This window comes from Streptomyces sp. NPDC041814, assembly GCF_055590565.1.
Genome location: NZ_JBVJAM010000002.1, coordinates 530,690 through 554,047, shown reverse-complemented (window position 1 = coordinate 554,047; position 23,358 = coordinate 530,690). Strand labels below are relative to the sequence as shown.

Below are 23,358 nucleotides of genomic sequence, written 5' to 3'. Positions count from 1 at the left end.
GAGATGTATATGCATGAGCCGGGACGGGGCCTGGGGCCCGAGGATCCGCGCACGGTCGGGGAGTACGAGATCACGGGCAAGCTCGGCGAGGGCGGCATGGGCCGGGTCTACCAGGGCCGCTCGCCCGGCGGCCGGCTGGTCGCCGTCAAGGTGGCCCGCGCCGAACTCGCTGCCGACGAGGGGTTCCGCGCCCGCTTCCGCAGCGAGATAGCCGCCGCGCGGCAGGTCGGCGGCTTCCACACCGCGCAGGTCGTGGACGCCGACCCGGATGCCGCCCCGCCCTGGATGGTCACCGCCTTCGTACCCGGCCGCGATCTCGACCGGACAGTCGCCGAGGACGGACCGTTCGACGAGGGCGCGCTGTACGCCCTGGGTGCGGCGCTGGCCGAGGCACTGACGGCGATCCACGCGTGCGGGGTGGTGCACCGTGACCTCAAGCCGGGCAACGTCATCATGTCCGACGACGGGCCGAGGGTCCTCGACTTCGGCATCGCCCGCGCCGTCCATGACACCCGTCTCACCCACACCGGCAGCGTCATCGGCACGGCAGGGTTCCTCGCGCCCGAGCAGATCGAGCAGGGCACCGTCGGCCCCGCCTGCGACACCTTCGCCCTCGGCGCGGTCCTGGTGCACGCGGCGGGCGGCAGCGCCTTCGGCGAGGGGCCGGCGATGAGCCTGCTCTACCGGGCCGTGCACGGCGAGCCGGACCTGTCGGCGGTACCGGAGGGGCTGCGGGCCGTCGTCGGCTCCTGTCTCGCGAAGGACCCGGCGGACAGGCCGACCGCGTCCGATCTGCTCGTCCGACTGCGCGCCCACACACCGGTCCCGGTACCGGCGCCTTCCCCCGGCCCGTCCGCCGGTCCCACCCCTGCCCCGGCCACGCCACCGAAGGCCCCCGCACCCCCGCCCGCCGCCCCGAGACCCGCGCCGCCCACCGCCGTGGCCCCGCCGCCCACAGCGGTCTTCCAGGCCACCCCGGGACGGAAACTCACCAAGCTCGTCTGGCCCCTGATCGGCGCGCTGTGCGCGGCCCTGGTCACCCTCGGGGCCTGGCAGACCGGCTACGAGGACTCCCAGAGACTCCGCCTGTTGGCGCCGCTGGCCTTAGCCGCGTGTGTGTACCACGTCGCCAGGGCCATGGCCCGGCCCCACACCGTCACCGTCGAACCACCCGGCCTCACCATCCGCAGCAGGCGCGGCACCCGCAAGGACGACCCCTTCGTCACCATCCCCTGGACGGACATCGTCTCCGCCGGACGTCCGCCGGTCGCCCAGGGCCCGAACGTACAGCTGCTCCTCAAGCTGCGCTGGGGAGCCCCGTTGCCACTTCCCCGCCAGGGCGTCGAGCCCCGTCAGCCGGACTGGGTCACCGTCACCGTGCCCCGGCCGATCGGCACGAGCACCACCACGCTCCGGGGAAAACTGCGGGAAGCCATCGCCCGCTGCGCCCCGCACGTCCACATCGACTACCTCTGACCCAGGACGCCCGCCATCCACCTCGCCGCGCCCGGCCGCTGCCCCACCGAGGCCGGGACGGCGATCCCGGTGGGGCACGGGGGATCTTCGAGCGGGGACGGCCGCGCTACGGCCACAGCACCTCACCCGCCCGGACCACCAAGGGCTCGAACCGGTCCGCTTCGCAGAACCTCGTCCACCCCAGGTGCACCACCCCGTCGCCGCTCCGGTGCCGGTCATCGACCTGGTCGGCCAGCCACCGGAGCAGTTCACCGGTGACATCGAATGCGTCCGGATGGACCTCCTGCCGGACGGTCAGGGCCCACGTCCCGCGCCGGGCGCGCTCCAGCACCGAAACGAGCGCTCCGCCGGCCTTCCAGGCCCCGCCGCGTTCGGCCAGCAGCGGCTCCGGGCGCTCATCGCCGAGAGCCTCGCCGTCCTCGTCACAGGACGCACCGGAAAACCCGGCCACGATACGAAGGGCCTCCGGCCGGTCACCCAGCCCAAGATGCCACCGGAGCTCCTCGATGTCCTCATCCGCGATGCCTTCGCGCAGGTCCAGGGCTATGAACAGCTCAAAGATGTCAGCCATGGCGGAACGCTATCGCCCTGGCGGCCCCGCACATCATGCACCCGCACGCTCGACGACTGCGAGAGCTGTCATGAGGCGGCTCGGTGGCCGGCGGGGACTCAGTCGTGTGCTGGACGCACGGCGGTGACCAGCCAGGAGTTGCTGCGCAGCCATACCCCGGTCTCCGTTTCGTGACGCTCCAGAGCGGCCGTCAGCGCCCGGCGCGCCGCTTCCCGCGCGGGCGGGGGCACTTGGTCGAGCAGGTGCCGCGCCGGGCCGGAATCCAGCAGGAACGCCGCGGCGTCCGCCGCGTCGGTGCCCCACTTCCCCGCCGCTTCGACGCGCTGCACGCCCGCCTCCTCGAACCCGCACGCGGCGAGCAGTTCGTGGACACGACCGGGATCGGCGAGGGAGAACATGCCGGGGCCGGCGTCCTTCCCGAACCCGCCGAGCGGCAGAATGTCCTTGAGCGACTTGAGCGCGGCGAGCCACTCGTTGGCCTCCGCCTCCGCCGCGCAGATGAACGCCAGTCTGCCGCCGGGCCGCAGCGCGCGGTGGAGGTTGGTGAACGCGGCGACCGGGTCGGCGAAGAAGGTCATGCCGTACCGGCTGATCACCGCATCGAAAACGCCGTCGTCCAGAGGATGGACCTGCGCGTCGCCCTGCACGAAGGTCACGTTCGCGACCCCTTCGCGCACGGCGCTCTCCCGGGCCTTGCCCAGCATCGGCCCCGACAGGTCCAGTCCGAGTGCCCGACCGAGCGCGGCACGGCGGGCGGCGAGGCGGGTGGTGCGGCCGGTTCCGCAGCCCACGTCCAGGACGGTGTCGGTCCCGACGATGGCTCCGGCGTCCAGCAGAGGCTGGTTGAAGCCGTCGTTGACGGCGTCCCAGCGCTCCTGGCTACGGGCCCACTGCGCACCCTCGTATCCGTTCCACGCCTCGGCCTGCGCGGTGTTGGTGAACTGTTGCATGGGTGAACTCCCTCCGCCGGGCACGCGGCAGGGCGCGCCCCGACCCTAGAATGGGCAGGCGCCCAAAGAGTATGGGCGAACGCCCATAGTTGCAACGGGCCGAGAGAAAGGGGCAGTTGTGTCACCTCGCGGAGTCGCGATTCCAGATCTGCGCGAACGGCTGTTCGCGGCCGCGGAACGGGTGGTGGCCCGCGACGGCGCCGCCTCTCTGACCAGCCGGGCGGTCACCGCGGAGGCCGATTGCGCCAAAGGCGTGTTGCACACGCACTTCGCCGGCCTGGACGAGTTCGTCGCCGAGCTGGTCCTGGACCGCTTCGCCCGCGGCGCCCGCCAAGCCTGGGCGCTGGAGGCCAAGGTGGGCCGCGCCACCGTCGCGGAGAACCTCCAGGAGGTGGTCCGGACTCTGTTGGACTCCCTGCCGCCCGCGGTGGTGGGCCTGGCCATGACCCGCCCCGCAGCCGCGTCGCACACGCGCGACGGCCTCCGGTCCGGCGCACCCGCGTTCGACGCGATCCAGGACGCCGTCACCTCGTACCTCCGGGCGGAACAGGGCATCGGCCGGGTGCCCGCCGGCAGCGACACCGCCACCATCGCGCTCGCACTCGTCGGCACGACCCATCACCTGCTGATGACCGGCAGCCCCGGGCAGACCGCGGACACCGTGGCGGCCACGCAACGGCTGCTGGCCGTTCTCCTGGCCTGCTGAGGCCGGTCGGTCGGCCCGCACTCCCCCGACCGCAGGGCGGCGGGTGGTGGTGAGCCGTGGGCGGGAACGCTGCGGCGGGGATTGTCGGTGACGGGTACTACGGTGCCCACGGCATACATCCAGTCGATCTCCGCCCCGGGAGGAACCACCGTGCCCCAGGACACACCCGAAACACGCGAGAAGACCCTGTGCGACTTGGTCCCGGAGTACGCGCGCCTTGCCCGCAACGCCGTCGTCCTCAACCCCGAGAGCGGCAGTCCCGGCGTGCGGGAGAGCTCCCTCGGTGGCGCGATGCTGTGGCCCGCCGATGAGCCGTGGCCGCACTGCGCGCAGGAGGACCATTGGACGTTCGGGAGCGACTGGCGCAATCGCACCGAGATCGTTCCGGGGAGAGTGCCCATGGTCCCGATCCTGCAGCTCTTCGCCCGGGACGCGCCCGGCCTCGAATTCCCGGAAGGGAAGGACCTGCTTCAGGTGGTGTGGTGCGCGCTGATACACGAGCAGGACGCCGGACCGGTGGTGCCCCGGCTGTTCTGGCGCAGTGAGGCGGAGGTGGCGTCCGTCGGGCTGCTGCGGGAGATACCCGCGGCGGCGGAGGGAGAATACGACGAGGACCACATGCCGACGCCCTCCACACTGTCCCCGAGCGCCGCGGAGGACTTCCCGAGGTGGACCGATCTGCCGCGGGACTTCTGGGAGTCCGCCTCGGGCTCCCTCCCCGAGCTTTCGACCGCCCGTTCCACCCGGCCGCCCGATTCCAACATCATCGCCTCGAAGGCCGGCGGCTGGCCCGCCTGGACACAACCGGCGGACTGGCCGGACTGCGCGAGCGGCCACCGCATGGAACACCTCCTGACCATCACCGGCGACATCCAACTGGGCGACTGCGGCGGCGTCTACTTCTTCCACTGCCGTCAGTGCACGGACCTTCCCTGGGACTGGCGCTTCGACTGCCACTGACACCCGCAGGCCCCGGCGCCACCGCAATTGCGGTGGCGCCGGGGCGCCACGGGACGTCCTGGCACGGTCGTTGTCAGTGGTGCCGTGCATGATCGACGCATCAGCCCCTCCGGACCCGGGGAAGCACCTTGCCGATCACAAACCAGCAGGTGGCGGAACACGCCTTCCTGCACCTCATGCACGAAGACCCGTACTTCCCCGAGCCCGTGGTCAGCCGGGGGAAGGCGATCCTGGCGCGACTCTGCGAGCGCATCGAGGCCGAGCGGCCGTCGGACCTGGAAAACCTGTACGTACTCACCCAGGCCGCGACGGAGGAGTTCAACCTGCTGGACAGCGAGTCCGTGGCGGCCTGGAGCGGGATCGAGACGGTCGGACGGGAGTGGATCTGTGAGGAGTTCTGCTTCATCGCGTCCGCGTACGGGTTCACGGAGGCGGACCCGGAGGAACTGACCGCAAACCGGGACTGGTGAACCGGGACCCGCCGGAGCCGCGCCGCACCGCCTCGGGTTACGGTCCGCCGGGCTCCCCGAACGACGTGGCGGATCACGTCGGCCGGTGGCAAGATCGCACGCACACGGTACGGAGCACGAGGGGGCGGTCGGATGCGTTTTCGTATCCTCGGCCCCCTCGAAATATTCGACGGCACCCAGTGGCGGGGGATCTCCGCCGCCAAGCCGCGCGCGTTGCTCGCCAACCTGCTGGTCCGGCGCGACACCCCCGTACCGACGGACCGGCTGGTGACGGAGCTGTGGGGCGAGCGGGAACCCAGGGCGGCCGGCAACCTCATCCAGCAGTACGTATTACGTCTGCGCCGGGAACTCGACGACAAGCAGGGCCGGTTGCTCGTCACACGGTCACCGGGCTACCAGGTGGTGCCCGGCGACGACGGGCTGGACGCCACCGTCTTCACCCGGCTCGGCGATTCCGGCCACGCGGCGCTGGCGGCGGGTGAGGCGGAACGCGCGGCGGTCCTGCTCGCGGAGGCACTCGCGCTGTGGCGCGGTCCCGCGCTCTCGGACGTACCGGCCGGACCGGTGGTGGAGGCGGAGGCAGCACGGCTGAACGAACAGCGGCTCGACGTGCTCCAGGCCCGTGTCGAGGCGGAGCTCGCCTGCGGGCGGCACACCTCACTGGTGCCGGAGCTGCGGCAGCTGGTGCGCGAGCATCCGCTCCGGGAAGGCCTGTGGGAGCAGTTGATGCTGGCGCTGTACCGATCCGGGCGACAGGCGGAAGCCCTCGACGCCTACCGGGAGGTACACCGGCTGCTGGACGCGGAGCTGAGCGTCGAACCGTCCGCCCCGCTGTGCGAGTTGCATCTGCGCATGCTGCGCGGCGATCCCGGGCTCCTCGCCTCCCGGTCGGGCCACCTGCCGCCCGAGGCGTCCGCCCAGCACGGACGGATGCCGGCCCCGCCCCCGATTCCACGTCAACTTCCGTCCGCCGTCGGCGGTTTCGCGGGACGGCGGACCGAGCTGCACCTGCTGGACGGACCTGCCGGTGACGCGCCCACCGGGACGGGACCGGCCGTACGCGCGATCACCGGAACGGCGGGCGCGGGAAAGACGGCGCTGGCACTGCACTGGGCACACCGCGTGGCGCCGGACTTCCCGGACGGTCAGCTGTACGTGAATCTGCGTGGCTTCGACTCCGCCGCCGGGCCGGTGCCGCCCGGCGAGGCGATCCGCGGCTTCCTGGAGGCCCTGGGGGTGCCGCCGGAGCGGATCCCTGATCCGCTGGACGCGCGGGCGGCGCTCCTGCGGACCGAGACCGCCGGTCGCCGTCTGCTGTTCGTCCTCGACAACGCCACCGACGCCGCTCAGGTACGTCCGCTGCTGCCCGGCGGCGCCGGTTGCGCCGTCGTCGTCACCGGTCGCGGCCGGCTGGCCGGTCTCGCCGTCACCGACGGCGCCCGGCTCGTCTCCCTCGACGTGCTGTCACGGCAGGAGGCGCACGAACTGCTCGTCGCCCGGCTCGGCCCGGACCGGATCGCCGCCGAGCCGGACGCGGTCGCGGAGCTGATCGAGCTGTGTGCCCGTCTGCCGTTGGCCCTCGCGGTGACCGCCGCCCGCGCCATCGGGCGGCCCGCGTTCGCGCTGAGTGCGATCGCCGCGGAACTGCGCGACACCCGGGGGCGGTTGGACGCGCTGGACGCCGGTGAGGGGGTGAGCAGCGTACGGACGGTCTTCTCGTGGTCGTACCTCCGGCTGGATGCCGTCACGGCCCGGGTGTTCCGGCTGCTCGGCCTCTACCCCGGCCGGGATGCCGCCGCGCCCGCGGTGGCGGCGCTCACCCGGCTGTCCGTCCGGGAGGCCGCGGCCGCGCTCACCGCGCTGGCCCGCGTCCATCTGATCGATGAGCACCACCCCGGCCGGTACTCATTCCACGACCTGCTGCGCACCTACGCCGCGGGGCTGGCGGCGACCGAGGATTCCGAGGCGGAACGCACCGGGGCGCTGCACCGCCTGTTCGACCACTTCCTGCACTCCGCGTACGCCGCGAGTCGCCAACTCGCCCCGGCCCGCGCGGAGATGCCTCTGTCGTCACCGGTGCCGGGGTCCCTGCCCCACTACCCGAAGGGGTACGAGGAGGCACTGGCCTGGTTCGAGGCGGAGCACGTCGCACTGCTCTCGGTCACGCACGCGGCGGGCCCGGCAGGGTTCGACGACCACGCCTGGCAACTCCCGCTCGTCATGGGCCACTTCCTCCACCTCAGCGGTCGTTGGCACGACTGGGCGGCCACCCAGCGCACGGCCGTCGCCGCAGCCCGGCGGCAGGGGGACCGGGCCGGGACGGCACAGTGTCACTGCGAGTCGGGCCGGGCCGCGGTCCGGCTGGGACGGTACGAGGAGGCCCGGGACGAGCTGTCACGGGCCCTGGAGCTGCAGCGTGAGCTGAACGACCTGACCGCGCAGGCCCACACGCTGCAGACGCTCGGCTGGTCGTACGAGCAGCAGGGTGATTACCGCGCCGCGCTCCGCTGCGGCGAGCAGGTCCTCGCACTGGAGCGCGCGACCGGCAACCGGGCCCGGTGGGGCGGCGCGCTGAACAACATCGGCTGGTGCCAGACCCATCTGGGCAACCACGAGAAGGCGCTCGCCTACTGCGAGGAAGCGCTGCGACTCCACCGGGAGGAGGGCAGTCCGATCGGCGAGGCGTACACCTGGGAGACCTTCGCCGTCGCCCACCGCGCCATGGGGCAGTACGCCGAAGCGCTCGACTGCTACCGACGCTGCCAGGAGGGGTTCCACCGGCTCGGCAACCGGTACGGCGAGGGGGTAGCGCTGCGCGGCCTCGGCGAGGTCCAGCGCATCGTCGGCGACCCCGCGGGCGCGCGTGAGGCGTGGCGGTCCGCACTCGCCCTCTTCGACGCACTCGAACACCCGGACGCGGACGCCGTGCGCGAGCTGCTGCGGGCCACGGACTGAGCCACCGGTCACGGACCCGCCGATGGTCCTTGCCTCTCCGTACGGGCTCAAAGCGCCGTCAAAGCGGGAGTTCAGCCCCGGGTCGCAGAGTTACGGCCATGCCCGGGGGGTCCGGGGTCCGCTGAGGCCGGAAGCGAGTGGGTTGATGCGTGTCGCGCTCAAGGAGTGCTCCTGGCGAACGGTGGGGGAAGACCTGATCGTCGTCTTCGACCCCCGTGAGTCCATCACTCTGGAGGACCCCGAGGGGAAGGTCGAGGCGCTTCTCTCCGTGCTGCGGGAGGGCCCCCGGTGCGTTCCGGACCTGCGCGCCGAACTCACCGCCCGGGGTGTGGAGGTGACCGCGGAGGAGCTCGACGGAGGGCTGGCGGGCCTGGCGGGGCTGGGGCTGGTCGAACGCGACGAGGGCCGGTTCACCGGTGATCCGGCGGTGGACGAACGGCACTTCTCCAACCTGGCGTTCTTCGGCACGTTCTCGGACCTCGACCGCCACCGCACCGACTTCCTGCGCCGGGTGCGCGACGCGCACGTCCTGGTGCTCGGGGTGGGCGGCGGCGGGTCCTCCCTGGTGCAGTGCCTGGCGGGCCTCGGAGTCGGCCGGCTGACGCTGCTGGACCACGATCGCGTCGAGACCCGCAACTTCGCCCGGCAGTTCCTCTACCGGCACGAGGACGTCGGCCGCTCCAAGGTGGAGCGCGCCGCCGCCTGGGTACAGGCGTACGACCCGGACATCGAGGTGCGCACCGTCGACCGCTGGGTCGCGGGCCCCGAGGACCTCACCGATCTCACCGACGGGATCGACCTGATACTGGGCGGCCTGGACGGCCACCCCGACGCCGGCCTCTGGGTGAACGAGGCCGCGGTCCGGGCCGGAGTACCGCTGGTCGTCGGCGGTGCGACCCGCACGCTCCTCTCGTACATGTCCGTCGACCCGGGCCGGAGCGCCTGCCTGGCATGCGAGTTCTCGCAGCAGCCGGAGGAGGGCACCGGTGCGGCGGCCGCGGAGGACCTCGTGCACGGGATGCGCACGACCAACCCGCTCATCGGCCCGGTCGCCATGCAGGTCGGCTCGCTGATCGCGCTGGAGGGCCTGCGCTATCTCACCGGGTTCCAGGAGCCACTGGCCGCCGGCGCCCGGGTCCGGCTCGACCTGCGCGAGGGCCTGGCGGGCAGCCGGGTGCCGTTTCCCGAGGTGCCGGACTGCCCGGTGTGCGCGCTGGCCCCGGCACGGGTGGCCGCGGCATGACCGGGGTGGACGGGTCCCCGGGCACGACCGTGCGGCTGCGGCCGCTGAGTCTGGTGCCCGAGGGAGAGGACGAAGTCCTGGTCGGCGACCCCGGAACGGGGCAGTTCGTCGCCATTCCCCAGGTCGGCGGTGTGGTCATCGAGGCACTGCTGCGCGGGGCGACGATCGCCGAGGCCGCTGCCGAGGCCGAGGAGTTCGCCGGGCAGCCCGTCGATGTGCCGTCCTTCGTCGAGGTCCTGCGCGAGCTCGGTTTCGTCGACGAGGGGCAGCAGAGCGAACCGGTCCGCTCGGCGCCCGTCCAGGGAGGACGGTGGCTGGACGGCGTCCGCCAGGAGGTCGCACGGCCCTTCTTCGGGCGGGTGGCCTGGAGCTGTTACGCCGCGTGCGCGGTGTTCGCGCTCGCCGTGTTCGTGTTCCGGCCCGGGCTCTTCCCCGATCCGGCCGACGACGCCTTCGTCGTGAACGACATCGGCCTCGGCAGCCTGCTCCTCATCCCGCTCGCCACGGCCGCCACCGCCATCCACGAGCTGGGGCACTGGCTCGCGGCCCGCGCGCTCGGCCTGGGGGCGAGGTTCGGCATGGACCGGCGCATGGGGTTCCTGCTGGTCTTCGAGACCGACCTGACCCAGCTGTGGACCGTGCCGAGACGCAAGCGGTACGGGCCGCTGCTGGCCGGCCTCGCCCTCGACGCGGTGCTGCTCGCCGTACCGCTGGCGGCACGACTGCTGATCGACACCGGTGCGTGGACAGTGCCGGACCCGCTCGACGCGGTGCTCGCCACCTGGGTCTACGTGAAGCTCACCGCGATGCTCTGGCAGTGCATGGTGTTCCTGCGCACCGACCTGTACGCGGTGCTGGTCAACGCGCTGGGCTGTCGCAACCTGTGGCGGGTGTCGACCCTGATGCTCCGGCAGGCCGTCGGCCGGCTGGACGACGCGGGGAAGGCCGAACTGGCCGACGCGCACCCGGCCGATGTGCGGGCCGGACGCTGGTTCCGCTGGATCCGGTTCTTCGGGGCCGCGCTGACCCTGGCCTGGGCGGGGCTCTTCCTGGCGCCCTCCGTCTGGGAGGTGCTGCGCTGGGCCGCCGACGGGCTCGGAACGGGCCCGGCCGCCGGGCAGTTCTGGTGGGCGCTGCTGTGCACCGCGGTCTGCCTGACCCCCTTCATTCTTCCCGCGGTCCTCTCGGTCCGTGAGCGCGCACGGCGGCTCACGACGAGGGCCTGAGGCGCCGCGGGTACCGATCCGCCCCTGCCCGGCGCATCGCCGGACCGGGGGACGTCATCCAGTCACGAGGAGGTGAAATCGCATGGAGATCAAGGTCCGCAAGGTCGAGGACGTGAAGGCCACGGGGCTCCAGGTCTGAACCGTCCGCGGCGGCCCGGCCGCCGCACGTTCCTGATCCGCCGGAGCACGGCCGGATGGGGAACAGCTACTGGGGAGGGGGAGGGACTTCGGTCCCTCCCCCTCCCCCGATGAGGGCGGTGGCACAGTGGCCGTGGCCGACCTGGCACCGGAGCGGGCGCCGGGGCCCGGCGCGTGCGTACGGGTGCCTGCCGGTAGTGCCTGCACGGTGTCCCCGCTCCGACCCGTTCTGATGGGCGCATGACCCGTGATCAGCCGATGTACCACCTCAAGCGGCGGCTCCTGGGCAAGCCGCTCACGACGGAACACGTCAGCGACGAGAAGCTGAGCAACCGGACGGCGCTGGGTGTGCTCGCCTCCGACTGCATCAGTTCCTCGGCCTACGGCTCCGAGGAGATGCTCCGCGTCCTCGTACCGGTCGTCGGAACCGCCGCCTTCACCCTGGTCATGCCGGTGACGGGCGCGATCCTGCTGGTGCTGCTGCTTCTGACGCTCTGCTACAGCGATGTCGTCACCATCTACACCCGGGCCGGCGGTTCCTATGTGGTGGCCCGGGAGAATTTCGGGCCGACTGTGGCCCAGGTCGCCGCCGTGTCCCTCCTGGTCGACTACATCGTCACCGTTGCCGTCCAGGTGTCGGCCGGCACGAACGCGCTGATCTCGCTCGCCCATCTGGCCGGTCATGGCTGGACGGGCCTGGACCATCTCCAGTTGCCGGTCTCCGTCACCGTGATCGTGCTCCTCGGCTACGGGAATCTGCGCGGGGTCCGCGAGGCGGGGCGGATGTTCGCCCTGCCCGCGTACCTCTTCATCGGCGCCATGAGCCTGGTCTTCCTCGTCGCCGCGGTCCGCGCTCTCACGGGCGAGCTGCCGCACACCGACCTGTCGGCGCCGGGTGTCGTCCCGCTGGGCACGCCCGGCGACAGCTGGCTCTACGGTGCCTCGCTCTTCATCGTGCTGCGTGCCTTCGCCAACGGCGGTTCGTCCCTCACGGGGCTTGAGGCGATTTCGAACGGCATCTCCGCCTTTCGCGAACCGCAGGGCCGAAACGCCCGGCACACCCTCATCGCGATGAGCTGCGTGCTCGCCTTCCTGGTCCTGGGCGTCTCCACCCTCGCTCATTTCACCCACGCCGTGCCGTACACCGACGGCACCCCGACCGTCATCGCGCAGGAAGCGCGGCTCGCCTTCGGAAACGGAGCGGTGGGAACGGCAGGGCTGGTCTTCGTTCAGCTGGCGACCGCCCTGGTCCTCTACACCGGCGCCAACACCCCTTTCACCGGCTTCCCCTTCCTGGCCAGTTTCGTCGCGCAGGACCGGTTCCTACCCCGGGTGCTCACCCGGCGCGGGCACCGACTGGCCTTCTCCAACGGCATCATCACCCTCTCGGCTCTCTCGCTGGCCCTGTTGATCGGCACGGGCGCCAGCGTGGACAGGCTGGTGGCTCTCTACGCGATCGGTGTGTTCACTGCGTTCACGATGGCCGGGTCCGGTCTCGCCGCCTACCACCTGCGCAGGCGTGAGCCCCTTCGCAGGGTGAAGGTCGCGGTCAACGCGCTCGCGGCGTTCGTCTCCGCGGCCGTGGTGCTGATCTTCGCCGTCACGAAGTTCACCGAAGGCGCCTGGCTCGTCGTCGTGATCTTCCCGCTCGGGGTCTGGTTGCTGACGCGCATCAACCGCGAGTACCGGCGCGAGGCCGCCGCACTGGAACGGCTGCCCACGGGTGCGGACCGGCCACGAACGCGCCGCCATCAGGTGTTCGTCCTTGTCGAAACACTCGACCTGGCCGCGCTGAAGGCCTTGCGGTACGCCCACGAGCTGCGGCCCGACACGGTCCGGGCCGTCCACTTCGCCATCGACGAGGCACACGCGCTGCGCCTGTCCAACCGCTGGGCGTCGACGTCCGCGACCTCGGTCGACCTCGAACTGGTGGCCTGCCCCGACCGCAGGCTGCGCCACGCGATGCGGGAACTGGCCGTGCGCACCACACAGGACGGGGACACGTCCCTGACGGTGCTGGTGCCCCGGCGGATGTACGCCAACGCCCTCGGCAAACTCCTCCACCGGGGCACCGGCGAGAAGATGTCGAGGACGCTGGAGCAACTGCCGCACGTCGCGGTCACGATTCTGCCGTTCAACGCGTCGCGCGCCATGCAGGCCCTGGAGTCGGATCGCCCGCCCGACATGGACTGAGCCGCCCGGTGTCAGTCCTCGGCCGAGGAGCCCGCGGCATCGCCCCGGACGACGCCTTCGGGCCGCGTCGGACTCAGGTAGTGGACCGTGGTCAGTTCGGCGTGCGGGGTGAGCAGGCCACGCAGTTCTTCGGCGGCGGTTTCGAGGAGGTCGCCGTCACGGCCGGCGTGGAGGGTTTCCAGGACGAACGCGACGCGGGTGGAGCTCTCGGTGACCCGGGTGCGGTGGGCGTCGCGGTGGTTCCAGTGGCGGGTGAGCACGTCGGTGGTGTCCGTGTAGATGATCTCGCCGGGCTTGGGGGTCTCGACGGTGTCGGGTTCGCCGAGCGGGGTGAAGGTCTCCGTCCCGTCGGCGTAGCGGATCTCGACGTCGCCGGTGACGTGGTCGAGGTCGAAGGCGCCGGCAGGCAGGCCGTGACGGACGGAGACGGCGTTGTAGGAGTCGACTGCCGGGTTGATCCGGGGCAGGGCGCCCTTCTTCGCGAGGCGGCGGCCGAGGGCGTCGACGCTGGGGCGGATGCGGCGGGGGTTGGTTCCGAAGGAGCGGTAAGCGGTGTGCCATGCCTCGATGCGCGGGTCGTCCTCGTCGGCCGGCCGCCAGGTGCCGGCGGCGAGTTCCTGCTCCAACTCCTCCACGGCGGTCGCGGTGCGGGGCCAGGGCTCGGTGCCGCGCAGGCCGTGGGCGGTGACGACGGCGATGAGGGTGTCGGGGAAAGTGCCGGCGACGGCGGGGGTGAGACGGAAGGTGGTCATAGCTAGGGAATCCGTTCCGGAAAGGGCGGCTGGGCCGGGGCGTGGGGGACGCCGGCGGCGGACATTCAGGTGAGGGTGCGTTCCGCCAGGACGCCGCGGGACCAGGCCAGGGTCAGCAGCGGAGCGATCAGAGGCGACACATCCCTTACCATCATTGGAACGACTACACCGTACATCGCAACGACCGCAGGTTGGCAACCGACCGACCGCCCGGTCCGCTATGCCGACCAGCCTCCGGAAGGGATCACCCGATGGCCGAGACCGAAGCGGCGCTGCGGACACTCGCGCACAACGTCCGTGCGGCCCGCACACGCGCCGGTCTGTCCCTGGACGAACTCGGACGCCGCGCCAAGGTGAGCAAGGGTGCCCTCGTCGCCCTGGAGAGGGCCCAGGGCAATCCGAACTTCGCCACCCTGGTCCGCCTCGCCGACACCCTGGGCGCCTCCGTCTCCGCGCTGGTGGAAGGCCGGACCGAACAACGTGTGCGGGTGGTGAGCGCCGACACCGTCATGCCCCTGTGGAAGGGCGAGCACGGCAGCGAGGCCCGGCTCATGCTGACCACCGGCGGCCCGGCGGCCACCGAGGTCTGGCGCTGGACCCTGGAACCCGGCGAGGAATACCCCAGCCATCCCCACCAGGCCGGAGTGACCGAGACCGTCAGCGTGACGAGGGGCGAGATGGTTCTCGTGGTCGACGGCTCCGAGCACTCCGTCGCCGCGGGACAGACGGCCTCCTTCGACGCCGACACCTCGCACGCCTACCGCGGCTCGGGCAGGGAGACGTGCCATCTGATCATGACCGTCCACCTGCCCCCGGGGCCCGTCTAGCGTCGGCGGAGGAATCGATCTCGCGGACTGCCCGGCGTCAGTCCGTGCGGGAAACCATGGCCTCGATGAACCGCGGCCGGGGCACTCGGGAACGGGAACGGCGACGTTCGGCGAGCGTGGAACCTGCGGTGCGGCGCGTCACTCACCGTCCCGGTCCGCCAGGGGCGGACGGAAGCAGGCGATCACCATCTTCCCGTCGTTGCAGGGGTGGGCCTCCCAGTCGTCCGCCAGCGCCTCGACGAGGAACATGCCGCGGCCGCCCGGCCTTTCGGAGCTCGGTGGCTGCGGTGCGGGCAGCGTCGTCGAGGAGTCGTGCACGGCGACGTGCAGGCACCGCCTGTCCCACGTCATCACCAATTGCGCGTTGCTCCCCGCGTGTACATGTGCGTTCGTGACCAGCTCCGAGACGGTCAGCAGCACGTCATCTACCACGTCTGCGGCGTCGCCCGCCCACGGCAGCGTCTCCAGATGGCCGCGCGCCCACTCCCGCGCGGCCTGGACTTCGCTGTGCAGGGGAAACGACCGCGCCCAGCCCACCGCGCGCAATGACTCCCCCATGCTGTTCCCTCCATCGGTCGGCGCCTGCCTCTCGCCGCCTACCCCCGACGGGCGCGCTGACGCGGCAGAAGCCCGTACGAGCGGCCGGTGCCGCCGGTGAGTGGGAGGTCAGACGGGCAGCAGGCCGGGGAACTGTCCGTGTCCCACGTCCGGTGCGGTGACCGCCAGCCAGCCGTGGCCGCGTACGACCGTGTCGAGCACTCCCACCAGGTCCAGGTCGACCGACAGCTCTCCGCACGCCTCGCGGACGCCGCCCGTGACGTCGTCCGCGGCGTCGTAGTCCTCCTCGTCCTCGTCCTCCTCTCCCAGGTCGTCCTCGCCGGTGTACAGGTCGGACAGCCGGCCGTCCTTGGCGACGAACCAGAAGTCCGCGCCGCCGGCGTCGTCCACGAAGAACAGCTGGGCCTGACCGCATGCGACGCTGACCCGCTCGACCGTCTCGGTCATGCCCGTCCAGGCGTCGCGGCCGACGAGCTGGGAAAACTGGCCGAACACCAGGCGCCAGCCGTCGAGTTCGGGTGTCACGAAGGCCCGGCTGACGCACCGGGAGGGGTCCTCCTCGCTCGGAGCCGGTATCGCCGCGCCCATCGCGGCCGCCGCCCCCGCCTGGACCGTCACCGGGCGCGGGTCGTGCAGGCCCAGCGCTTCGAAGACGCCCTCGTAGGTCGCCCCGGGCACGGCCAGCCACCAGGCGCTGAGCTGTGTGTCCGGCACCGCGCGGACGCTGCCCGGGAGCTTCACCCGCACCAGGCGCTCCACCAGCATGCGGTCGCGTTCGTCGAGGGCGTCCAGGCCGCCGGCCTCGATCAGGAGCCCGAGCACGCCGCGCCGCTCCTGCCGGGAAGCCGTCCGGTCCCGGCACAGCTCCCGCAGGCGCGGCGCGAAGACGTCCAGCATGGCGCGGGCGTACTCACCGGACGGGCCGTAGAAGTCGCCGCCCCGGCCGGCCTTCGCCACCAGTGCCCGCATCCCGGCGTCGGAGTCCACGCGCAGCCTGAGCAGCCCCTCGAAGCCCCCGTTCGACAGCCACTGATCGGGGTCGAAAGCCAGAGCCGCGTACTGCCCGGCACAACGCTCGTCGAAGACACGGAGCAGTCGGCCCCTCAGCCAGCCGTCCACCTCGCCGTCGCGTGCCGCCGCGAGTACGGCGTCGAAGGCCGGCGGTCCGATACGCCTCAGCACGGCTCCGTACGCCGTGAGTTGCTGGGCCGAGTGGTTTGCCACCACCCCGCTCAGCAACCCCGGCAGCGCACGCACGCCGTGTGCCGCCAGCTGTTCCACCGCGGCGGCCACGCGTGCCGAGTCGCCGCTGTTCAGGTCGTCCACGAGCGCCGCTGTGCCGGCTTCGATCTCCATGCGGGGATCCTAACGACCCCGTGCATGGCTCGCCGGGCCCCTCATTCACCCGGTGTCAGAGCGAGGGTCAGGATCTGGAACGGCCGCAGGGTCAGGTGGACGTCCTGGCCTTCGACGGCCGGTGCGGGCTCGTCCGTGAGTTCCCGTTCCAGCAGGTCCGTGACCTGTGCGGCGGCCAGGGGGAAGCCGGCCCTGAGCGTGGTCCGTGCGCGGCCCCCCGCGGACTCGTAGAGACGGACGATGACGCGGCCCGAACGGTCGTCGGCGAGCTTGACGGTCTCGACGACGACGTCGGCCGTGATCCCGTCGCCCGGCCGGACCAGGGGTTCGACGGGCGCTCCGCCGGGGACGGCGCGCTCGGGGAGGTTGAAGTGATAGCCCTCACGGACGGCGTCCCGCAGTTCGGCGCCGATGACGAGTCCATAGCGCAGGCGGTGTTCGCCCCGGTCGCAGTCGGGGTCCGGGAAGAGCGGAGCGCGCAGGAGCGAGAGCCGTACGGTCGTGGTGGTTCCGCCGTCGGGGCGCACGTCCCTCGTGACGTCGTGGCCGTAGCTGGAGTCGTTCACGAGAGCCGCGCCCCAGCCGGGTTCCTCCACGTGGAGGTACCGGTGGGCACAGATCTCGAAGCGGGCGCTGTCCCACGAGGTGTTGGTGTGGGTGGGGCGCCGGACGTGACCGAAGGGGATCTCGGCGGTGGACTCCGCCGCCCGGAGGTCGAGCGGGAAAGCGGCCTTGAGGATCTTCTCGCACTCCTGCCAGTCGACGTCGGTCTCGACGTCGAGGCGGCGACTGCCCTCGGCGAGGCGCAGCACCTGGGTGACGCGGGAGGCGTTGAAGCTGCGTACCACCCGGATGCCCCCGGGGACGGCGACGACCTCGTCCGCCTCGGTCAGGTCGCGGACGGTGTTGCGGTAGAAGGCGTCGACGTCCCAGGCGTCCCACTGGTTCGGGAAGTCCTGGTGCAGTTGGAGGAGGTTCCCCACCGTGCCGGGTGCGAGCGCCTCGCGTCCGGCGGTCAGGTCGTAGGCGGAGGTGATCAGGCCGCGGGTGTCCACCGTGACGCGTACGAGGCCGTTGTCCAGGACGAACCCGCCGCCGCGGGCGGGCCGGGGCTCGGCGGGACGCACCGCCCGCTCGCGGCGGGACGCGCCGAGCGCGGGGATGCCGTCACGGGTGTGCGGTGCGGCGTTGAACACGGTTTCCCCGGCCGCCCCCTGATCACCGGACGCGGCGAGTGCGCGTTGCGCGGAGTCGATGACCTCGCCGAGCACCCGGGCGGTTTCGGCGTAGACCTCCTCGGCCTCCCGGTGCACCCAGGCGATCGAGGTGCCGGGCAGGATGTCGTGGAACTGGTGGAGCAGGACGGTCTTCCACACCCGGTCGAGCAGTTCGTACGGGTAGGGCAGACCGGTCCGCAGTGCCGCCGTCGCGGACCACAACTCGGCTTCCCTGAGCAGGTGTTCGCTGCGCCGGTTGCCCTGCTTGGTGGCGAGCTGGCTGGTGAGGGTGCCCCGGTGCAGCTCCAGGTACAGCTCGCCCGACCACACGGGTGCGTCGGCGTACTCCGCCTGTGCCTTGGTGAAGAACTCCTCGGGGCTCTCCATCTCGACGCGGGCCGAGCCCTCCAGGTTCTCCAGCCTGCGGGCGCGGGCCAGCATCTCGCGGGTGGGGCCGCCGCCCCCGTCCCCGTAGCCGAAGGGGACCAGGGAGCGGTTGGCCGGTCCCTTGTCGCGGAAGTTGCGCTCGGTGTGCCCGATGTCGGCGCCGGAGAGGTCTCCGTTGTAGCTGTCCACCGGCGGGAAGTGGCTGAAGATGCGGGTTCCGTCGATGCCCTCCCACCAGAAGGTGTGGTGCGGGAAGGCGTTGGTCGCGTTCCAGGAGATCTTCTGGGTGAGGAACCACTTGATCCCGGCCAGCTTCATGAGCTGGGGCAGGGCCGCGTTGTACCCGAAGGTGTCGGGCAGCCACATGTCCTCGGTCTCGACCCCGAATTCCTCCAGGTAGAAGCGCTTGCCGTGGACGAACTGGCGTACCAGGGACTCGCCGCCGGAGAGGTTGGTGTCGGGTTCGATCCAGAGGCTGCCCGTGGGGATGAACTGCCCGGTGCGCACCTTCTCCACGACACGGGCGAACACCTCGGGCCGCTGCTCCTTGAGCCAGGCCAGCTGCTGGGCCTGGGACATGACGAAGCGGAACCCGGGGTGGTCGTCCATCAGGGCGGTGACGTTGGAGACGGTCCTGGCCGCCTTGCGGACGGTCTCGCGTACGGGCCAGAGCCAGGCGGTGTCGATGTGCGCGTGGCCCACGGCGGAGACGCGGTGCGCGCCCGCGTGCGCGGGTGAGGCGAGCGCGGGCGCGAGCACTTCACGCGCGCTCGCCGCGGTGCCGCCGATGTCCTGGAGATCGATCGTGTCCAGCGCGCGGTCCACCGCGTGCACCAACTGCCAGCGCCGGGTGGAGTCCTCGGGAAGCTGGTGCATCAGCCCGGACAGGACGTCCAGGTCCTGTACGAGTTCCCAGACCGTGGGGTCGAAGACCGCGAGGTCCATCCGGTTCAGGCGGTAGAGCGGTGTGTCCGGTGCGGTCTCGCCGTTCAGCCACGCGGGGACGCCGCCGGCCCGGGTGGGGACGAAGGGGTCGCCGCCGCTGCCCGAATCGAAAATGACCGGGTTGGCCGCTGCCTCGATGTAGTGGACGAACTCCTCTCCGCCCTCGGCGCGTTCGGTGATCGGCAGCCAGGCGTTGCGCGGGTTGAGCGCCTTGACCGGGCTTCCGTCGGGCCGGTACACGAGCCCTTCGGCGGAGAAGCCGGGCTGGGTGGCGCCGAAGCCGAGGTCCAGGACCGCTTCGACGCGCTGTCCGGCCCACCCGGCGGGGACCGTGCCGCTGATCCGGAACCAGGTGGTGGACCAGGCGGGGCCCCACGGGGCGCCGGCGCGGACCGGTTCAAAGGGGGCGCCGATTCCCTCGGACACGGGAACGGGCTCGCCGGGAACCTTCCACACGGCGACGTCGAGAGGACGGCTTTCGCGGTACACGGCGGGCCTCAGGCGCAGATCGAGGACGCGGGCCAGTCGGCGTTCGGTGACGAGGCGGTCGTGGTGCATGGGTGCTCCGGGGGAGGTGCGGGGGAAGAGGGCAGACCGGTGCCGTGGAAGCGGCGGTGACGTCGGGGTCAGCGCGTCCCGTAGCGGATGACGCGGGTGGGCACGACGGTTCTGCGGGCGGGGATCGGCTCGGCGGACGAGCCGTTGATCCGGTCGATGAGCATCTGGCCCGCCCGTCGGCCGATCTCGTCGGCGTCGTAGGACACGATGGTCAGGGGCAGTCCGAGGACGTCGGCCAGGTCGAAGTCGTCGAAGCCGGCGAGTGCGACCGGACGGCGGCGTCCGTGCACGGCGCGGATGGCGCCCTGGGTGAGCCGGTTGTTGGTGCAGAAGAGCGCCGTGGGCGCGTCGGGGGCGTCGAGGAGCGCGCCCGCGGCGGCCTCGGCGGTGGGTACGTCGGTGAGGCCGCGCCGCACCTGGCTCTCGGCGGGCTCGATCCCGGCCGCTTCGTGGGCCGCCCAGTAGCCGCGGAACCGTTCGGCTCCGGTGTACAGGGCGGGCGGGTTGCCCAGGAACGCGATGCGGCGGTGGCCGTCCGCGATCAGCTGTCCCACGGCCTGTTCTGCGCCGCCGAAGTCGTCGACCAGTACGCAGTCGGCGTCCATTCCGGCCGGTGGCCTTGAGGCCAGCACGATCGGCATGCCGCGCAGCGCCGCGGGGGCGAGGTGCCGGTGGCTGCTGCCGGCGGGAACGACGATCATGCCGTCGACCTGACGGGCCGCCAGGTCCTCCACGAGGCCGCGCTCCTTGTCGACCTGCTCGGCGGTGTTGCTGAGCAGGACCCGCAGGCCGTGTTCGGACGCCACCTCCTGTACGCCCAGCGCCAGGCGGGAGTAGAACGGGTTGGCGAGGTTGGTGACGACCAGCCCGATCATCCCGCTGCCGCCCAGGCGCAGGCTGCGTGCCGTCTCGTTGCGCCGGTATCCCAGTGCTTCGACGGCTGCCAGTACGCGTTCCCGTGTGCTGCCGCTGACCCGGGCGTCGTCCTTGAGCACGCGGGAGACGGTCATGGCACTGACACCGGCGCTCGCGGCGACGTCGCGCATCGTCGGGGCGCCGGTCTCGCCCGAGCGGTGCTGTGCCATGAGCGGTTCTCCTGCGGTTTCGTGGACAGGCGTGGGGGTCGGTGACGCGGTCATTCTAGGTCGGAGCCGGAAGGGCGGCGGTGCCGTCGCGCAGGGCCCAGTGGGCGGCGCCGATCAGGGGCGCGTCCACCGGACGCAGCGCCGTGACGGCCGGGGGCGCGACCCCCGCCCCCCAGGCGTCGAAGCCCTCGCGGACGGCGGGTCCGACGAGGTCCCAGGAGCCGGCCATCGATCCGCCGACGACCATCAGGTCCGGCCGGAACCGCTCGCACCAGGGCGCGAGGGCCCGTCCCAGGGCGCCGAAGCAGTGCCGGATGGCCTGCCGGGCGGGCGCCTCGCCGGTGCGGGCCGAGGCCGCGATGTCGTGCACGTCGGGGAGGGGCCCGTCGCCGGGGAGTCCGGCGGCGGTGGCGTAGAACCTGCGGATCGCCCGTCGCGAGACCACCTCCTCCAGCGGGAGTCCGTGGGCGGTGAGCCGGTGGGCGCGGCCGCCGGGCGGAACGTCGGGGCCGTCGACCACGGGCCGGCCGTCGCGCAGGAAGGAGGACCCGACGCCGGTCCCGAGCGTGATGCACAGGACCCGGCGCCGGCCGGCCGCGGCCCCCGCCCGGTACTCGCCCAGGGCGAACGCGTCGGCGTCGTTGACGAAGCTGATGCCGCGCGGGGCTCCGGGGAGCCGGTCGAGCAGTCCGGCTCCCACGTCGACGCCGTGCAGCGATTCGAACTTGCCGATGCCGCGGAAGCGGCCGATCCCGGCTTCGTAGTCGAAGGGACCGGGTATCGCCACGCCCCAGTGGGCGCCCGCCGGAGCCTCGACCCGGGCACCGGCGGCGGCGATGGCGTCCAGGAGCTCCTGGGCCGGTGCGTGGGCGGGGACCGGCTGCCGCACGACGGCCAGGGGGGCGGCCCCCGCGGACGAGGTGTCGATGACGGAGGCCGTCACGTGGGTGCCGCCGATCTCCAGCACGGGGACGCGGCTCATGCCGGGCTCACCAGGGACTTGACCACGTGCACCGGGTCGCTTCCCACGGGGTGCAGCCGGTAACCGCCCACGCCCGCGGGCACGGTGAGGGTTTCGGCGAAGGCCAGGTCGTGCCGGTCGCCCCGGTCCGTCTCCACGACGACGCCGCCGCCCGAGGAGACGTTGAGGATGTGGAAACGCCCGTCGGTGTCGTCCTCGGCGGGCTCCGGCCCCTCGATCACGAAGCGGTGCACGGCGTAGAACATCTCGGGCAGTGCGCCGATGACCTCCTCGCGCCAGCCGCGGCCCTCGCGCACGGTCCTCGGCTCCTGCACGAGTTCCTTGAGGACGTCGTCGCCGCGCCGTGCGGTGTCGAGGTTGGCGAAGGCGTGGCCGGAGGAGAGGGGCCTCGGGGCGCCGGAGAGGCCCTTGCGCAGCCAGTCGTAGAGGCGCAGGGAGTAGAGGTAGGGGGTGGCGCTGATCTCCAGGACCAGATTGCCCTCGCCGGAGGCGTGCGGGGTCCCGGCGGGGATCATGTAGAGCTGCCCCGCCTCCGCCGGGTGGGTCATCACATGGTCCTCGACGCGCAGCGGGACCCCCTCGGCCGCGGACGCCTCGACCTCCTCGCGCATGACTGTCACGTCCGTACTGTCCCGCAGCCCGAGGTAGACCCGCGCACCGGGGTCGCACGCGGTGACGTAGTACGTCTCGTCCTGGGTGTACGGCCACCCGAAGGTCTGCCGCATGTACTGCTCCCGGGGGTGCAGGTGCAGCGAGAGGTTGCCGCCGCCGACCGTGTCGAGGTAGTCGAAGCGGATCGGGAAGGACGTGCCGAAGCGGCGGTGGACGTCCGGGCCGAGGAACGTCTCGGGGTGCAGCTCGCAGAGCAGCTGGAAGGGCAGTTCCACCTGGGCCGTCTCGTCCTGGCCGACCAGGATTCCGGCTTCGGGGGCGATCAGCTCGTAGCCGAGGGCCGTGTTGCCGTTGCGGGGCTCGAAACCGAGCTCGCGGGCGGCCCACCGACCGCCCCACGCGGTGGAGTTGAAGAAGGGACGGCTGCGAACGGGGCCCGAGGCCAGGGTGGCCAGGGTGGCTCGCACGGACTCGCCGTCCAGGGAGGCCGGGCCGTTCTCGCCCTGGAGGTCGATCCAGCGGTCGACGCGGGGGGCCAGGCGGTCGCGGTGGCGGTCGCCGACGGGCCAGTCGGTGTAGAAGAGGCTGCGCAGCTCACCGGGGGCGCCGGGGCGCCCCAGGTTGACGCCGAGGGGCAGTTCGGCTCGGGTGACGGCCTCTTCCGCGTACCGCTTGGGCAGGTCGGCCCACCACAGCAGATCGGGCTCGCCGAGCCCGGCGCCGGGCCCGAAGAGGAGCAGGACGCCGGTGTCCGGACGAGGCCGGACGGGCGGCGTCTCGAACAGGTCGTCCATGGAGAACTCGGCGAGCGGCAGGAAGAACGCGTCGGCGTCCGCGTCAGGGACGCAGAGCCGCTGGACCGCCTCGGCCGACCAGAGGGCGCGCACGTCGCACAGCACGACCTGCGTACCCCGTGCGCGCAGGGCGGCGGCGAGGGACGCGGCGGCCTCCTCCCAGTCGAGTGCGGCGGGACCGTCCAGGGCGAGGACAGTGGGTGCCGCGGGCACGTCGGCGACCGCGGCGGCCCAGCCGGTGACGACGGTGCCGCCGGTGGCGGCGTACCGCGGGTTGCGTTCATAGGGACGGGGCTGGTGCACAGAAGCTCCTGAGAAAGGGACCGGGCGAGCACTCGGATGGTATCGATAACACTTTGAGCAGACAAGGCGCCTCCCGAACACCTCCACGTAAGTC

The 23,358-nt window shown here is 72.1% G+C and carries 18 protein-coding genes; 9 read left to right on the top strand and 9 right to left on the bottom strand.

From position 1 onward, the window contains the following. Positions 1 to 9: 9 nt before the first annotated feature. A complete protein-coding gene (locus ACZ6C6_RS07850; protein WP_469200204.1) occupies positions 10 to 1,476 on the top strand; it encodes a serine/threonine-protein kinase in 1,467 nt (488 codons plus the stop codon). A 106-nt stretch (positions 1,477 to 1,582) separates the two neighbouring features. Here ACZ6C6_RS07850 and ACZ6C6_RS07845 read toward each other — a convergent pair whose 3' ends face one another. Next, complete coding sequence (locus tag ACZ6C6_RS07845) at positions 1,583 to 2,047, bottom strand: hypothetical protein (RefSeq protein WP_469200202.1); 465 nt, start codon at positions 2,045 to 2,047, stop codon at positions 1,583 to 1,585. 98 nt (positions 2,048 to 2,145) lie between these two features. Next, positions 2,146 to 2,997, bottom strand: coding sequence for a class I SAM-dependent methyltransferase (locus ACZ6C6_RS07840; RefSeq protein ID WP_469200200.1), 852 nt, complete (start codon positions 2,995 to 2,997; stop codon positions 2,146 to 2,148). Positions 2,998 to 3,115: 118 nt separating this feature from the next. Between ACZ6C6_RS07840 and ACZ6C6_RS07835 the strand changes: the two genes are divergently transcribed. From ACZ6C6_RS07835 to ACZ6C6_RS07805, 7 genes are all read left to right on the top strand, one after another. Beyond that, complete coding sequence (locus ACZ6C6_RS07835; RefSeq protein ID WP_469200198.1) at positions 3,116 to 3,703, top strand: TetR/AcrR family transcriptional regulator; 588 nt, start codon at positions 3,116 to 3,118, stop codon at positions 3,701 to 3,703. Positions 3,704 to 3,853: 150 nt separating this feature from the next. Then, complete coding sequence (locus ACZ6C6_RS07830) at positions 3,854 to 4,663, top strand: DUF1963 domain-containing protein (protein ID WP_469200196.1); 810 nt, start codon at positions 3,854 to 3,856, stop codon at positions 4,661 to 4,663. A 128-nt stretch (positions 4,664 to 4,791) separates the two neighbouring features. Next, positions 4,792 to 5,133 carry a DUF5713 family protein gene (locus ACZ6C6_RS07825; protein WP_469200194.1) on the top strand — a complete coding sequence of 114 codons (342 nt, stop codon included), beginning with the start codon at positions 4,792 to 4,794 and terminating at the stop codon, positions 5,131 to 5,133. A 132-nt stretch (positions 5,134 to 5,265) separates the two neighbouring features. Beyond that, on the top strand, positions 5,266 to 8,088 hold the full coding sequence (locus ACZ6C6_RS07820) for an AfsR/SARP family transcriptional regulator (protein ID WP_469200192.1): 2,823 nt from the start codon (positions 5,266 to 5,268) through the stop codon (positions 8,086 to 8,088). 145 nt (positions 8,089 to 8,233) lie between these two features. Next, entirely contained in the window at positions 8,234 to 9,331 is a 1,098-nt protein-coding gene (locus ACZ6C6_RS07815; protein WP_469200190.1) for a HesA/MoeB/ThiF family protein, read from the top strand. Continuing rightward, on the top strand, positions 9,328 to 10,557 hold the full coding sequence (locus tag ACZ6C6_RS07810) for a hypothetical protein (RefSeq protein ID WP_469200188.1): 1,230 nt from the start codon (positions 9,328 to 9,330) through the stop codon (positions 10,555 to 10,557). Before ACZ6C6_RS07815 ends, ACZ6C6_RS07810 begins: the two co-directional genes overlap by 4 nt. 378 nt (positions 10,558 to 10,935) lie before the next feature. After that, the gene (locus ACZ6C6_RS07805) at positions 10,936 to 12,888 is read left to right on the top strand and encodes an APC family permease (protein WP_469200186.1); all 1,953 of its coding nucleotides are present in this window, start codon (positions 10,936 to 10,938) and stop codon (positions 12,886 to 12,888) included. 11 nt (positions 12,889 to 12,899) lie between these two features. Here ACZ6C6_RS07805 and ACZ6C6_RS07800 read toward each other — a convergent pair whose 3' ends face one another. Then, the gene (locus tag ACZ6C6_RS07800) at positions 12,900 to 13,640 is read right to left on the bottom strand and encodes a B3/B4 domain-containing protein (protein ID WP_469200183.1); all 741 of its coding nucleotides are present in this window, start codon (positions 13,638 to 13,640) and stop codon (positions 12,900 to 12,902) included. 251 nt (positions 13,641 to 13,891) lie between these two features. Here ACZ6C6_RS07800 and ACZ6C6_RS07795 point away from each other — a divergent pair, with 251 nt between their 5' ends. Beyond that, positions 13,892 to 14,467, top strand: coding sequence for a helix-turn-helix domain-containing protein (locus ACZ6C6_RS07795; protein ID WP_469200181.1), 576 nt, complete (start codon positions 13,892 to 13,894; stop codon positions 14,465 to 14,467). Positions 14,468 to 14,605: 138 nt separating this feature from the next. On the opposite strand, the gene ACZ6C6_RS07790 is transcribed toward ACZ6C6_RS07795, so the two are convergent. The 6 genes from ACZ6C6_RS07790 to ACZ6C6_RS07765 form a co-directional block, all read right to left on the bottom strand. After that, the gene (locus ACZ6C6_RS07790) at positions 14,606 to 15,025 is read right to left on the bottom strand and encodes an ATP-binding protein (protein WP_469200179.1); all 420 of its coding nucleotides are present in this window, start codon (positions 15,023 to 15,025) and stop codon (positions 14,606 to 14,608) included. Positions 15,026 to 15,133: 108 nt separating this feature from the next. Then, the gene (locus ACZ6C6_RS07785) at positions 15,134 to 16,381 is read right to left on the bottom strand and encodes a hypothetical protein (RefSeq protein ID WP_469200177.1); all 1,248 of its coding nucleotides are present in this window, start codon (positions 16,379 to 16,381) and stop codon (positions 15,134 to 15,136) included. Positions 16,382 to 16,422: 41 nt separating this feature from the next. Continuing rightward, a complete protein-coding gene (locus ACZ6C6_RS07780) occupies positions 16,423 to 19,488 on the bottom strand; it encodes an alpha-mannosidase (RefSeq protein WP_469200175.1) in 3,066 nt (1,021 codons plus the stop codon). A gap of 68 nt (positions 19,489 to 19,556) precedes the next feature. Continuing rightward, the gene (locus ACZ6C6_RS07775; protein ID WP_469200174.1) at positions 19,557 to 20,573 is read right to left on the bottom strand and encodes a LacI family DNA-binding transcriptional regulator; all 1,017 of its coding nucleotides are present in this window, start codon (positions 20,571 to 20,573) and stop codon (positions 19,557 to 19,559) included. Between the two features lie 55 nt (positions 20,574 to 20,628). Next, positions 20,629 to 21,555, bottom strand: a complete 927-nt coding sequence (locus tag ACZ6C6_RS07770) for an ROK family protein (protein WP_469200172.1) — start codon at positions 21,553 to 21,555, stop codon at positions 20,629 to 20,631. Beyond that, the gene (locus ACZ6C6_RS07765) at positions 21,552 to 23,264 is read right to left on the bottom strand and encodes a class I mannose-6-phosphate isomerase (protein ID WP_469200170.1); all 1,713 of its coding nucleotides are present in this window, start codon (positions 23,262 to 23,264) and stop codon (positions 21,552 to 21,554) included. The genes ACZ6C6_RS07770 and ACZ6C6_RS07765 overlap by 4 nt, the downstream gene beginning before the upstream one ends. Positions 23,265 to 23,358 lie beyond the last annotated feature (94 nt).

Excerpts from the sequence above, each read along its gene's own strand:
- ACZ6C6_RS07770 (WP_469200172.1), bottom strand. The coding sequence starts at position 21,555 with ATGAGCCGCGTCCCCGTGCTGGAGATCGGCGGCACCCACGTGACGGCC.
- ACZ6C6_RS07810 (WP_469200188.1), top strand. The coding sequence starts at position 9,328 with ATGACCGGGGTGGACGGGTCCCCGGGCACGACCGTGCGGCTGCGGCCG.
- ACZ6C6_RS07815 (WP_469200190.1), top strand. The coding sequence starts at position 8,234 with ATGCGTGTCGCGCTCAAGGAGTGCTCCTGGCGAACGGTGGGGGAAGAC.
- ACZ6C6_RS07780 (WP_469200175.1), bottom strand. The coding sequence starts at position 19,488 with ATGCACCACGACCGCCTCGTCACCGAACGCCGACTGGCCCGCGTCCTC.
- ACZ6C6_RS07805 (WP_469200186.1), top strand. The coding sequence starts at position 10,936 with ATGACCCGTGATCAGCCGATGTACCACCTCAAGCGGCGGCTCCTGGGC.
- ACZ6C6_RS07840 (WP_469200200.1), bottom strand. The coding sequence starts at position 2,997 with ATGCAACAGTTCACCAACACCGCGCAGGCCGAGGCGTGGAACGGATAC.
- ACZ6C6_RS07850 (WP_469200204.1), top strand. The coding sequence starts at position 10 with ATGCATGAGCCGGGACGGGGCCTGGGGCCCGAGGATCCGCGCACGGTC.
- ACZ6C6_RS07775 (WP_469200174.1), bottom strand. The coding sequence starts at position 20,573 with ATGGCACAGCACCGCTCGGGCGAGACCGGCGCCCCGACGATGCGCGAC.
- ACZ6C6_RS07795 (WP_469200181.1), top strand. The coding sequence starts at position 13,892 with ATGGCCGAGACCGAAGCGGCGCTGCGGACACTCGCGCACAACGTCCGT.
- ACZ6C6_RS07785 (WP_469200177.1), bottom strand. The coding sequence starts at position 16,381 with ATGGAGATCGAAGCCGGCACAGCGGCGCTCGTGGACGACCTGAACAGC.
- ACZ6C6_RS07845 (WP_469200202.1), bottom strand. The coding sequence starts at position 2,047 with ATGGCTGACATCTTTGAGCTGTTCATAGCCCTGGACCTGCGCGAAGGC.
- ACZ6C6_RS07790 (WP_469200179.1), bottom strand. The coding sequence starts at position 15,025 with ATGGGGGAGTCATTGCGCGCGGTGGGCTGGGCGCGGTCGTTTCCCCTG.
- ACZ6C6_RS07820 (WP_469200192.1), top strand. The coding sequence starts at position 5,266 with ATGCGTTTTCGTATCCTCGGCCCCCTCGAAATATTCGACGGCACCCAG.
- ACZ6C6_RS07800 (WP_469200183.1), bottom strand. The coding sequence starts at position 13,640 with ATGACCACCTTCCGTCTCACCCCCGCCGTCGCCGGCACTTTCCCCGAC.